This window comes from Amycolatopsis pittospori (genome assembly GCF_013870525.1).
Classification (GTDB): domain Bacteria; phylum Actinomycetota; class Actinomycetes; order Mycobacteriales; family Pseudonocardiaceae; genus Amycolatopsis; species Amycolatopsis pittospori.
In genome coordinates this window covers 94,336-105,094 of the sequence record NZ_JACBXD010000023.1, presented here as the reverse complement: position 1 = coordinate 105,094, position 10,759 = coordinate 94,336, and the positions used below count along the sequence as shown (strand labels likewise).

Genomic DNA, 10,759 nt, shown 5'->3' with positions numbered 1-10,759 from the left:
GGGACGGCGAAGGTGATCGCCGAGGTCGCCGCCGCCGAACTCGCCGACTGCGTGTTCGTCCTGCTGCCCACCACCCGCGGCCGGTGGGAGTGGTGGAGCTGCGACCACCGCACGAACCACGGGCACGGCCGCATCCGCCGCGTCCCGGCCCAGCTGGCGCCCGTACTCGCCGAGACCTTCGTCTCCACCGAGGACCCCGAGGCCAAGGCCGTCCCGGAGGAGGAGATCACGACGCTGCCCGCGGTGGTCGCCGACAGGCTCGCCGGTCATTCGTCGGTCACCGTGGTGTCGCTCGGGCTCGACGGCGGTTCCGGCGTCACCGGCGCGGTCATGCTGGGCAGGCGCGGCGCGCCCTCGTTCGGCGACGACCACTCGCGCGCGATCACCGAGTTCGCCCGCGCGGCCGGCACGGCCTTGGCGAACGCGCAGCGCTACGCCCGCCAGGAAGAGGCCACGCGCGGCCTGGAGACGACGCTGCGCCCGACGCCGCCACCGCAGGTCTCCGGCGTCAAGTTCGACGTCTGGTACGAGCCTTCGAGCGGGCTGCTCGACGTCGGCGGCGACTTCTACGACGTCCTGCCGCGTGACGACGGCAGCGCGCTGTTCGTCCTCGGCGACGTCTGCGGCAAGGGTGCCGAGGCGGCCGCGCTGACCGGCCGGGTCCGGCAGACCCTCGCCGCGCTCAACCTCGTGGAACGGGACGGCACGACACTGCTGAGCCTGCTCAACTCGCTGCTGATCAGCGGCGGCAGCGGCCGGTTCGCGACGCTGGTGCTCGGTTCCGTGCTGGACGAGGCCGACGGGCTCGGCGTCACGCTGGCTTCGGGCGGGCATCCCGCACCGCTGGTGGTGCGTCGTCGTGGGGTCGAGGAGATCACCCTGCCCGGCACCCTCGTCGGGATCTCGCCGCAGGCCCGGTTCGCCGAGACGACGATCCGGCTGGCCGAAGGCGACGTCTGCCTGCTCTACACCGACGGGATCACCGAGGCGCGCCATCACGAGCGTTCGTCGGACCTGTTCGGCGACGAGCGGCTGCGCGAACTGCTGACCGGCTGCCGGGGGCTGTCCGGCCGCGAGATCGTCGGCCGCGTCCGCGCGGCGGTGCGGGACTGGCTCGGCAGCGGCACGCACGACGACATCGCCGTCCTCGCCATCGAGGCCGCTCCAGGGCACTCACGACCCGCCCAGTAGCCGCACCACCGCCCGTTCGACGATCTTCCGTGCCTCGTCGGGGTCGCCGTTCTTCCCCGCCCGCCGCATCGCGCGTTCGATCGTCCGGCCGCGGCGGTACGCCTCGATCACCCGAGGGTCCACATAGGACTGTCGTGCGACGGTGGGAGTGTTGCCGAGACCTTCCGCGACCTCGGTCATCACGGCCTTCTCGGCCCGCTTCATACCCCGCTCACTCGAAGGTCTTTCCGTGTCGGCGAAGGCGGAAGCCGCCAGCACGGTGGCGTTCCAGGTGCGCAGATCCTTCGCGGTGAAATCCTCGCCCGCCAGTTCCTTGAGCCGTTCGTTGATGTCGTCGGCCCGCACTTCCCACCACTCGCGGCCGTCGCGGTAGGCGAGCAGACGCACCTCGCCGCCCCGGGCCCGTCTGAGCGACCGGATCAGCTTCACGAGGGCGTCGTCGCGCAACCGGACCTTCCGCTGGATCCCACCCTTCGCGGGATAGTCGCACAGCAGGCAGCCTTCGCTGACCGACACGTGCTCGCACAGCAGGGTCGCCACCCCGTCCGCTCGCTGAAGTCGCATGCGGGCGGATACCCCGGGTGATCACGATCCATACCCATGGTTCGCGTGCCCCGCTCCGGGGTAGTCACCGGGCGAAGCCGACCGAAGGAGGGAAACCCCATGGCGACATCGCTGAACGGGCGCCGCGTGGCCATCCTGGCCGCGGACGGTGTGGAGCAGGTCGAACTGGTCGAACCGCGCAAGGCGGTCATCGAGGCCGGGGCGACGGTCGAGGTCGTCTCGCTGGAGTCCGGCGAGATCCAGGCGATGAACGGCGACATCGACAAGGCGGACAAGTTCACCGTCGACCGCGTCGTCAAGGACGTCACCGTCGACGATTTCGACGCGCTCGTGCTGCCCGGCGGCACGATGAATCCGGACAATCTGCGCGCCGACGAGCACGCCGTCCGGTTCGTCCGGAACTTCGTGAACAGCGGCAAACCGGTCGGCGTCATCTGCCACGGGCCGTGGACGCTCGTCGAGGCCGACGTCGTGCGTGGCCGCACGCTCACGTCGTATCCGAGCGTGCGCACCGACATCCGCAACGCCGGCGGCACGGTCGTCGACCAGGAGGTCGTCAACGACAACGGCCTCATCTCCAGCCGCAATCCCGGCGACCTCCCGGCGTTCTGCGCCGAGATCGTGACCGAATTCGCGAAATGACACCCGGACGCCGCGAAATCAAGTGGCGCTCGTCACAGTCTTGGAGGACTCTGGTGGCAGAGAAGGAGGTGCCACGATGACTGTGCATGCGAGACGCTACGGCCGCTGGTGCCGTGAGCATTTCGACACCGAGCCGGAGCCCGGCCAGGAGCACGCGGCCGAGCAAGCCGTGGGGGCCGTGGAGGCCACCGCCACCGCGAAGGTCACCGACGTCCAGGCCGAGCAGGCCCAGGCCGGTGACCTCCCGAAGCGGGAGCCGGGTTCCCTCAACTAGAGGGTTCGCCGGTACCAGACCCGCTTCGGGCCCGGCATGCCGATCCGCGTGATCAGATCGGTCACCACGCCGCCGACGATCAGCCACAGCAGGGCGGCGAGCCCGTCGTTGAGCAGGGTGCGCAGTTTGGCGCCGTCCGGGGTGAACAGGTTGCGCAGGCCGAGGGAGACCCCGCGCGACCACTGGTCGATCAGTTGCGCGAATCCGTTGCCGGCATTGGCTTCGCCGAACACGAGCAGGATGTGCACGACCAGCACCAGCGCGAACACCGAGCACACCGCGCGGACGAGGGCGTTGACGACGCGCACGACGCGGATCCGTTTCGGAGTCCGCTCGACGATCTCCTCCTGCGGCTCGCGCGGATCGTTGAGGTAGGTCATCGCCGTCTCCCATCATCGTCCACAGTGGACTGCCCGGCGGGGCGGACGCTCAGCCGGGGTCCGGGGTCTTCGTTCTGGAATTCGTCTTCGTCTTGGTCCGGCTCGGTTTGCCCGGAGAGCTCGACTGGCCACTGCTCGCCGAAGTCCCGTTCGGCGCAGAAGTGATGCCACCGTTTTCGACGGTGCCCGGTGTGGTCCCCGGAACCGGGGCGTCTTCGGTCACCACGACGGTGCCGTTGGGGACCTTGGCCGCGCTGGTGGGCAGTTCGACGGCCTCGGTGGACGGCTGTCCTTGGCCCGCCACGGGGCCGGAGGAGTCGGTCGCCGCGGGCGGGAGCATCCCGCCCGGTTGCGGCATCGGCGCGCCACCGGTCTGGTTGATCGCGAGCAGTACGCCGATGGTGATGGCGGCGGCGGGGGCGCTGATGGCGGCGACCACGGCCACCCGCTTACGGCTCGCCGGACCGGGGTAGGCGACCGCGGTCCCGGTGGAGTCCTCCAGCAGGATCCGCACGATCGCCGCGGCCGTCGGACGCTGCGACGGTTTCAGCGCGGTCATCCCCCGCAGCAGCGTCGTCATGGTGGTGGACAGACCGCCCGGGATCCTGGGCTGCCGGTGGAGCCGTCCGACCGCGGCTTCGACCGGCGTCCCGGTGTACTCCCTTTCGCCGGAAAGGCATTCGAGCAGGACCAGGCCGAGCGAGTAGACGTCCGCGGACGGGCCGATGTTCTCGCCGCGGACCTGTTCGGGCGCCATGTACGCCGCCGTGCCGACGACGCCGCCGGTCTCGGTCACCCGGGTCGCGTCGAAGGCGTGCGCGACGCCGAAGTCCCCGATCAGCGGGCCGTCGTCGGCCATCAGGATGTTCGCCGGTTTGAGGTCGCGGTGGGTGATGCCGTGCGCGTGGACGTGCGCGAGCGCGTCGGCCAGCCGGGCCGCCAGTTCGACGACGGCGTCCTGGGGGAGCGGGCCGGACCGCAGGCGCTGCGCCAGATTCGGTCCGTCGACCAAACGCATCGTCAGGTAGGTGTAGCCGTCGTGCGAGCCCGCGTCGTACAGCGGGACCAGGCCGGGATGGCGGACGGCGCTGAGGACCTCGATCTCCTGGGCGCGTCGGCGCTCGTCGCGGGCCATCGTGCCGGCGTGGAACAGCTTCAGTGCGACTTCGCGCTTTTCGAGCAGGTCATGGGCTCGGAACACCCTCGCCGTCGCGCCGCGGCCGAGCAGGTCGCCCACCTCGTACCGGCCGCCGAGTTTGCGCGGCAAATGGTCCGGGTCGTGGACGTTCAGCATGAAGCGGCGTTGCGTCGTCCCAGCGTCGAGGTCGTCTTCGTCAGCATCGTCACCGTCAGCGCGCGTAGCCGCGTCGTCCATCGGTGCTACCTCCGTCTCACCGGCCGAACGCCGTATACCCGGTCCGGCCCCGGGCGAAACAAGGTGTGCGAGCGTACCGGACGTGATCTGCGTGTTCACCCCGAACGGCGGACAACCCCGCGCAGCGCCGGACGTCTCGTGATCATGAAGCCGAACCGGTGGGCCGCGCCCGTCGCCGCCGCACTGCTCGCCCTGGCCGTTCCCGTTCCGGCGAATGCCGCGGAGTCGTTGGTACCGAAGGGTTTCGCGCCCGCGTCCACGAGCTGGACCGGGCCGGAGCGCGGGTTCGTCCTCGGGTTTTCTCCTTGCGGGAAACCCGGTCGGTGCGCGTCGCTGCTCTCGACGAACGACGGCGGCAAGCGGTGGAAGCAGGTCGGCGCGCCACCGATCTCGTTGCCGGACAACCACAATCAGGTCAGGCTCACGGTGATCGACGAGCACGACGTCTTCCTTTCCGACGGCACCCGGCTGCTGTCCAGTCGCGACGGTGGCCGCAAGTGGTCCCGTGTCCGGCTCGCGGGCGTCCAGGAACCTTTCTATATTTCGAAAATCGCCGAATCCGGACCGCGGGTGTTCGCGATGGTCACCGGATTCGGCATGCCGTCGAGGACCACGTTGTACGCCGGGCTCGCCGGTTCCCGGTCGCTTCTGCCGGTCCCGGGGTTCACCGTCATCGGCGCGACGACGTACGGCGACATCGCCGTCAGTGGCGGGGTCCAGGTCTCGATGGGCTCCGACCACCGCGTCCAGAAGTACTGGACCTCGTCCGACGGCTCGACCTTCGCGAGCGCGTCGCCGCCCTGTCCGGCCGACACTTCGGCTTCGTTGAGCGGAATCCGGCAAGGACAGGTGCTGGCACTGTGCAGCGGGGGACCGGGGTCGCCGCAGCCGGGGTCGACCGTCCGGAGGCTCTGGCGGGCGCCGAAGCTGGGCGGGAAGTTCACCGGAACGGCGCAAGCGCCGACGCTCGGGATCAACCAGGGTTTCAGCGCGGCCTCACCCACCGCGGCGACGGTGGCGGCCGAGGGCGGCGGCACCGGGTTCCTGCACCGCACCACCGACGCCGGCGCGACCTGGACGACGACGGTCCTCAGCGGACGCGGGGTCTGCCTGAACGATCTCGACTTCCCCGCCGAACACGTCGGCGTGGTGGTCGACGGACTCCCCGACGCCGACGGCGGATCGGCGGTATACCGCACCATCGACGGCGGCGGCACCTGGAGCGAACTCACCTTCGAGTGAGGCGACCCTTCCCGCACGAGTGATCACCGCAGGTAGGCAAGGTATGTGGGGAGGTTCACTTTGGTACACGGCATGTCGTAACCTGAGCACTGTCCGTCGATGTCGAGGGAGCCGTGGACCGCGTTCGCCGCGATCCGTACACGGCTGAAGGGTGGAGCGTGTCCATGACTTCGGACGAGGTCCGGGCTTTGCCGAGGCGCCCGCTATCACCCCTCGACTACAGCAAGCCCAATCTCGCCCGGATGAAGGACGCCTTGCTCGGCGGGCACGACCATTACGAGATCGACAGGAAAGCCGTCGAGGCCTTCCTGACGGTCGCTCCCGACGGCGCCGCGGTGGCCAAGGAGTTCCGGTCCTGGGCGACCCGGGTGGTCCGGTTCCTCGCCGGCACCCGCGGGGTCGGCCAGTTCCTCGACCTGGGCTCCGGAATGCCCTACGTCGAGAACACGCACCAGACGGCGCAGCGGTACAACCCCGACGCACTGGTCATCTACGTCGACGACGACCCCGTGGTCCAGGCACACGGACTGGCGTTGCTGGAAGACCACCTCGTGCACGTCAGCGGCGCGGACCTGCGCGATCCCGAGCAGACGCTGAACGATCCGGTGATCGCCGAACACCTCGAACTCGACCGCCCGGTCGCGGTGCTCCTCAACGCGGTGCTGCATCACATCGAAGACCTCGACAAGGCGCGGGCCATCGTCCGCGGTTACGTCGACGCGTTCGCCCCCGGGTCGTATGTGCTGCTCACGCACTACTACACCGACGGCGAAGGTCCGCGCGGCGCGTTCGCGCGGAAGCTCGACGGCCTGATGGCCGGCATCGGATACCCGACGGTGCACCGAAGCCGTGAAGAGATCGAGTCGCTCTTCGACGGGCTGAAGATGCTCGACCCCGGCCTCGTCCACCTGCACGAATGGTGGCCGGAAGGCCCGCGTCTGGCGCCGTTGACCCAGCTGAACTACCTCAGCGTCGGCGGCGTCGCCATGAAGCCCTAGCTTTCGTTCAAGGACTTGAAGAACGTCTTCAGATCGTCGTGGGCGGTGCCGAAGTCCTCGGTGTTGCCGGTGATCGCCAGTTCCAGCGTTTCGCCGTCGGTGAGCTCCACCGTCAGGTAGACGGTGAGTTTCCGGCGGGGGAAACCGCCCGCGACGATGTCCGCGAACGGGATCCGCCGCGCGCCCGGTTCGGCGCGCAGGTCGTCGAGGCCGCGTTCCCGCAGCTTCCGGACGCGTTTGCGGTCCGACACCCCGCGCGCCCCGATCAGGCCGGCGACGCCGCGGCGGAGCAGCACCGAACGCGCCATCGGCAGCAGCACCAGTTCGGTGTCGCAGACGATCAGGTCGTAGAGCTTCCGCTTGGCCTTGAGCGCGGTGAACATCCCGAGCATGCGGGCTTCGGCGGGATCCGGCTCCAGTTCGGGCTCCTGCTTGCAGAAGTACGCGGCGGGCACGTTCAGCAACTGCAGGTTGTGGACCAGTTCGTCGACCGCGCGCGGACTCGCGACGGCCGGGCCGACCAGTTCGACGACGTCGAACGGTTCGCCGTCACCGAGGCACAGTTCCCAGCCGCCGCCCCAGTTCAGCCGGTGCGCGGCGACGCCGTGGTCGACCAGCGCGGCGGTGACGGTGTCCGCGAACAACTCGGTGAGCAGTTCGCGGCCCTCTTCACGGGACGGGGCGCGCAGGGGTTTGGCGAGCGCGTCGGCGTCGCCGTCCCGCAGCACCCGCACGACCTCGCCGATCGTGCCGCGCGGCGCCAGCCTGCTCTCGATCCCGGCCGAGGTCAGCAGCTTCGCGCCCTCCGCCACGGACGCCCGGCCTGCCCGTTTGACGACCTCGTCCCAGTCCGCGCGCGGCCCGACGTCGCGGATCAGCACGTCCAGTTCCGCCTCGGGGACGTCGACCTTCGGCGCGCCCAGCAGCGACCAGCCCGGCCGCGCGTCCGGCTTCACCGGGTTGTCCGGCACACCGGCCAGTGCGGCGATCCGCCGCTTCGTGGGCGGGTGACTGTCGAAGCGCGAGAGCTCTTCGCCGTCGAGGATGTCTTCGGTGTACTCGGCGACCCAGTCCCGCTGGACCGGATGGTTGAGATAGGAGCGGAAGCCCAGCAACACGGCGGGGGTGCGCCTCGCCGCCGCGCCGAGCGAGACGTAGCGCTCGCAGTAGTCCCTCCACAGCGGGCTCAGCGTCGCGACCTTCCGCAACGCCGCGGCCGCCGTCCGGCTGCCCGCCGCGAGCACGGACGCCTCGTCGGCCTGCAGTTCCTGCCGTCGGTTCGCCGACCGCGCGATCAGCAGGTACAGCTTCGAATAGGCGGACAAGAGCGCCCTGGCGGGGCCGCCGTCGAGCCGGTCCACCGTGAAGGCCAGCGTCTGGGTGCCGCGATAGGTGAGCGCGAGCAGCCGGGTATGGCCGCCGCTGTAGTGACCGAGTTCGTGCGCGAGCACCGACCGCAACTCGCTCACGCTCATCGCCGCCAGCAACGGCAACCCGATCAGCATCGTGCGGCGGCCGTGCCGCAACCCCAGGAACCGGGCGTCCTCGGAGACCGCGGCGTTGATCTCGCCGATCAGCACGATCTCGTCCGGCGGCCGCGTCTTCACCTGCGCGGCGAGGTCGTCGATCATCTCCCACAACGCCGGATGGGCCTCGCGATCCAGCCGCGGCCCCTCGACCGGCGGACGGCGCGCCCGCAGCGCGCTCACCAGGCCGAACCCCAGCGCGATCATCATCCCGAGCCCGGCGAGCATCACGTACATGCCCGTTTTACCCGGGAGCCGCAGGCCCGCGACCACACTCGCGACACCGATGGCGACGACCACCAACGGGAACGCCACAAGCAGAAGTGTCGCGAGGACGGCGCGTCCTCGGGCCTGCATCGTCCGGTTACCTCTTTTCGCACAAGAGCCCTCTGTGCGGCCGAATAGTAACCGGCTACACAGAGGGCTCGTGCGGAAACAAAGCGCTACGCCTGCTCCCTGGGAAAACTAGGCAGCGTTGAAGGTGTCCGGGTCCGGGCCGGTCCGCAGACCGCGCTCGAGCCCGGAGAGCGAAGCGACATCCTCGTCCGACAGGGTGAAACCGAAGACGTCGAGGTTCTCCTTGATCCGCGACGGCGTCACGGACTTCGGGATCACGATGTTGCCCAGCTGCAGGTGCCAGCGCAGCACGACCTGCGCCGGAGTGCGGCCGTGCTTGGCGGCCAGCGCCTTCACCGCGTCTTCGCCGAGCAGGTCGCCGCCCTTGGCGAGCGGGCTCCACGCCTCGGTCGCGATGCCGTGCCGCGCGTCGAACGCGCGCACCTCGGCCTGCGTCAGGTACGGGTGCACCTCGACCTGGTTCACCGCCGGGACGACGGAACCGGCGTCGAGAAGCCGTTCCAGGTGGGCGGGCTGGAAGTTGGACACGCCGATCGCGCGCACCCGGCCGTCGGCGTGGAGCTTCTCGAAGGCCTTCCACGTGTCCCGGTAGAGGTCGCGCTCCGGGGTCGGCCAGTGGATGAGGTAGAGGTCGAGCTGCTCCAGGCCGAGTTTGGCCAGGCTCGCGTCGAAGGCTTTGAGGGTCGCGTCGTAGCCCTGTTCGCTGTTCCACAGTTTGGTGGTGATGAACAGGTCGTCGCGGGCGATCCCGGACTCGGCGAGGGCCTTGCCGACGCCGGCTTCGTTGCCGTAGATCGTGGCGGTGTCGATGCTGCGGTATCCGGCGTCGAGCGCGGTCTTGACCGCCGCGGTGGTCTCGTCGTCCGGTACCTGGAAGACGCCGAACCCGAGCTGCGGCATCTCCACCCCGTTGTTGAGCTTGACGGTGGGAATGTCGGTCACTTGCTTTCCTTTCGGTGGTTACTTGCGGGTCAGGCGGCGGGGGCCAGTTCGGCGCGACGAGCCTTCCGCCGCCCGTGGTCGAGCATGCCCGAGATGACCGCGACCAGCAGTCCGGCGAGTGCCAGCGCGGCGCCGATCCAGTTGGGCGCGGTGTAGCCGAGACCGGCGTCGATGGCCTGGCCGCCGAGCCACGCGCCCCCGGCGTTGCCGAGGTTGAACGCGGCGATGTTGGCCGCAGAAGCCAGCGCGGGCGCGCCTTCGGCCTTGTCCATGACGCGGGCCTGCAGCGGCGCGACGGTGGCGAAACCGGCGGCGCCGAAGACCGCGATGGTGATCGCGGCGGGAAGCTGCGCGTGCGCGGTGAAGACGAACACGATCAGCACGGCCGCGAGCGCGGTGAGGATGACGTACAGACTGGGCATCAGCGACCGGTCGGCCGCCTTGCCGCCCAGCAGGTTGCCGACGAACAGGCCACCGCCGAACAGCACGAGCAGCCAGGTCACCGCGCCGGAGGAGAAACCGGCGACCTCGGTCATCATCGGGGCGATGTAGGTGAAGGACGCGAACACCCCGGCGAAACCGAGCGCGGTCATCGCCAGCGCGAGCCACACCTGCGGACGCCGGAACACGGCGAGTTCACTGCGCAGTCCCGCGCTCTTCGTCGTCGCCTGGACGGGCACCAGCGCGAGGATCCCGATCAGGCCGATCACGCCGAGGACGCTGACCGCCCAGAACGTCGAACGCCAGCCGAGTGCCTGCCCGAGCGCGGTCCCGGCGGGGACGCCGAGGACGTTGGCCACGGTCAGCCCGGTGAACATCATCGCGATGGCGCTGGCCTGTCTGGTCGGCGCTACCAGTGAGGCGGCCACGACCGAGCCGACCCCGAAGAACGCGCCGTGCGAGAGCGCGGCGACCACGCGGCCGGTCATCAGCAGGCCGTAGGTGGGGGCCAGCGCGGAGGCGATGTTGCCGGCGATGAACAGGACCATCAGGCCGACCAGCACCGTCTTGCGCGGCACCCGCGACGCGAGCGCGGTCAGCAGCGGGGCGCCGACCACGACGCCGAGCGCGTACCCGGAGATCAGCAGTCCCGCGGAGGGGATCGAGACGCCGAACTCGCCCGCGACCTCGGGCAGGAGCCCCATGATCACGAACTCCGTGGTGCCGATCCCGAAGGCGCTGATCGCCAATGCGAGCAGAGCGGCAGGCATGAGAGGTCACTTCTTCCCGTAGAGTGGTGTTAACTGGCGTCGGCAACTACGAGCGTC

The 10,759-nt window shown here is 69.9% G+C and carries 11 protein-coding genes; 5 read left to right on the top strand and 6 right to left on the bottom strand.

The annotated features are described in order from the left end of the window. The coding region (locus tag H5J31_RS15725; RefSeq protein WP_181773309.1) for a PP2C family protein-serine/threonine phosphatase at positions 1-1,191 on the top strand (1,191 nt) is incomplete at its 5' end. On the opposite strand, the gene H5J31_RS15720 is transcribed toward H5J31_RS15725, so the two are convergent. Beyond that, positions 1,174-1,755 carry a site-specific integrase gene (locus H5J31_RS15720; RefSeq protein WP_236005102.1) on the bottom strand — a complete coding sequence of 194 codons (582 nt, stop codon included), beginning with the start codon at positions 1,753-1,755 and terminating at the stop codon, positions 1,174-1,176. The two genes, H5J31_RS15725 and H5J31_RS15720, sit on opposite strands and share 18 nt — an antisense overlap. Before the next feature lie 99 nt (positions 1,756-1,854). On the opposite strand from H5J31_RS15720, the gene H5J31_RS15715 reads away from it, so the two are divergent. Together H5J31_RS15715 and H5J31_RS15710 are read left to right on the top strand one after the other, a co-directional pair. Next, positions 1,855-2,397 carry a type 1 glutamine amidotransferase domain-containing protein gene (locus H5J31_RS15715; RefSeq protein WP_181773308.1) on the top strand — a complete coding sequence of 181 codons (543 nt, stop codon included), beginning with the start codon at positions 1,855-1,857 and terminating at the stop codon, positions 2,395-2,397. Between the two features lie 76 nt (positions 2,398-2,473). After that, complete coding sequence (locus H5J31_RS15710) at positions 2,474-2,671, top strand: hypothetical protein (RefSeq protein WP_181773307.1); 198 nt, start codon at positions 2,474-2,476, stop codon at positions 2,669-2,671. On the opposite strand, the gene H5J31_RS15705 is transcribed toward H5J31_RS15710, so the two are convergent. Beyond that, the gene (locus H5J31_RS15705) at positions 2,668-3,051 is read right to left on the bottom strand and encodes a hypothetical protein (protein ID WP_181773306.1); all 384 of its coding nucleotides are present in this window, start codon (positions 3,049-3,051) and stop codon (positions 2,668-2,670) included. The two genes, H5J31_RS15710 and H5J31_RS15705, sit on opposite strands and share 4 nt — an antisense overlap. 49 nt (positions 3,052-3,100) lie before the next feature. Continuing rightward, positions 3,101-4,426 carry a serine/threonine-protein kinase gene (locus H5J31_RS15700; protein WP_181773305.1) on the bottom strand — a complete coding sequence of 442 codons (1,326 nt, stop codon included), beginning with the start codon at positions 4,424-4,426 and terminating at the stop codon, positions 3,101-3,103. A gap of 144 nt (positions 4,427-4,570) precedes the next feature. Between H5J31_RS15700 and H5J31_RS15695 the strand changes: the two genes are divergently transcribed. Further along, positions 4,571-5,668 (top strand): hypothetical protein, encoded by a 1,098-nt coding sequence (locus tag H5J31_RS15695; protein WP_181773304.1) that lies wholly within the window; start codon positions 4,571-4,573, stop codon positions 5,666-5,668. 164 nt (positions 5,669-5,832) lie between these two features. Continuing rightward, the gene (locus tag H5J31_RS15690) at positions 5,833-6,666 is read left to right on the top strand and encodes an SAM-dependent methyltransferase (protein WP_181773303.1); all 834 of its coding nucleotides are present in this window, start codon (positions 5,833-5,835) and stop codon (positions 6,664-6,666) included. On the opposite strand, the gene H5J31_RS15685 is transcribed toward H5J31_RS15690, so the two are convergent. From H5J31_RS15685 to H5J31_RS15675, 3 genes are all read right to left on the bottom strand, one after another. Then, the gene (locus tag H5J31_RS15685; protein ID WP_328701498.1) at positions 6,663-8,507 is read right to left on the bottom strand and encodes a M48 family metalloprotease; all 1,845 of its coding nucleotides are present in this window, start codon (positions 8,505-8,507) and stop codon (positions 6,663-6,665) included. The two genes, H5J31_RS15690 and H5J31_RS15685, sit on opposite strands and share 4 nt — an antisense overlap. Before the next feature lie 150 nt (positions 8,508-8,657). After that, the gene (locus H5J31_RS15680; RefSeq protein WP_181773301.1) at positions 8,658-9,491 is read right to left on the bottom strand and encodes an aldo/keto reductase; all 834 of its coding nucleotides are present in this window, start codon (positions 9,489-9,491) and stop codon (positions 8,658-8,660) included. A 29-nt stretch (positions 9,492-9,520) separates the two neighbouring features. After that, a complete protein-coding gene (locus tag H5J31_RS15675; protein ID WP_181773300.1) occupies positions 9,521-10,702 on the bottom strand; it encodes an MFS transporter in 1,182 nt (393 codons plus the stop codon). Positions 10,703-10,759: the final 57 nt, after the last annotated feature.

What these genes read in the sequence shown, in the direction of transcription:
- H5J31_RS15710 (WP_181773307.1), top strand. Translation starts at nt 2,474, where the DNA reads ATGACTGTGCATGCGAGACGCTACGGCCGCTGGTGCCGTGAGCATTTC.
- H5J31_RS15720 (WP_236005102.1), bottom strand. Translation starts at nt 1,755, where the DNA reads ATGCGACTTCAGCGAGCGGACGGGGTGGCGACCCTGCTGTGCGAGCAC.
- H5J31_RS15690 (WP_181773303.1), top strand. Translation starts at nt 5,833, where the DNA reads ATGACTTCGGACGAGGTCCGGGCTTTGCCGAGGCGCCCGCTATCACCC.
- H5J31_RS15675 (WP_181773300.1), bottom strand. Translation starts at nt 10,702, where the DNA reads ATGCCTGCCGCTCTGCTCGCATTGGCGATCAGCGCCTTCGGGATCGGC.
- H5J31_RS15695 (WP_181773304.1), top strand. Translation starts at nt 4,571, where the DNA reads ATGAAGCCGAACCGGTGGGCCGCGCCCGTCGCCGCCGCACTGCTCGCC.
- H5J31_RS15715 (WP_181773308.1), top strand. Translation starts at nt 1,855, where the DNA reads ATGGCGACATCGCTGAACGGGCGCCGCGTGGCCATCCTGGCCGCGGAC.
- H5J31_RS15705 (WP_181773306.1), bottom strand. Translation starts at nt 3,051, where the DNA reads ATGACCTACCTCAACGATCCGCGCGAGCCGCAGGAGGAGATCGTCGAG.
- H5J31_RS15700 (WP_181773305.1), bottom strand. Translation starts at nt 4,426, where the DNA reads ATGGACGACGCGGCTACGCGCGCTGACGGTGACGATGCTGACGAAGAC.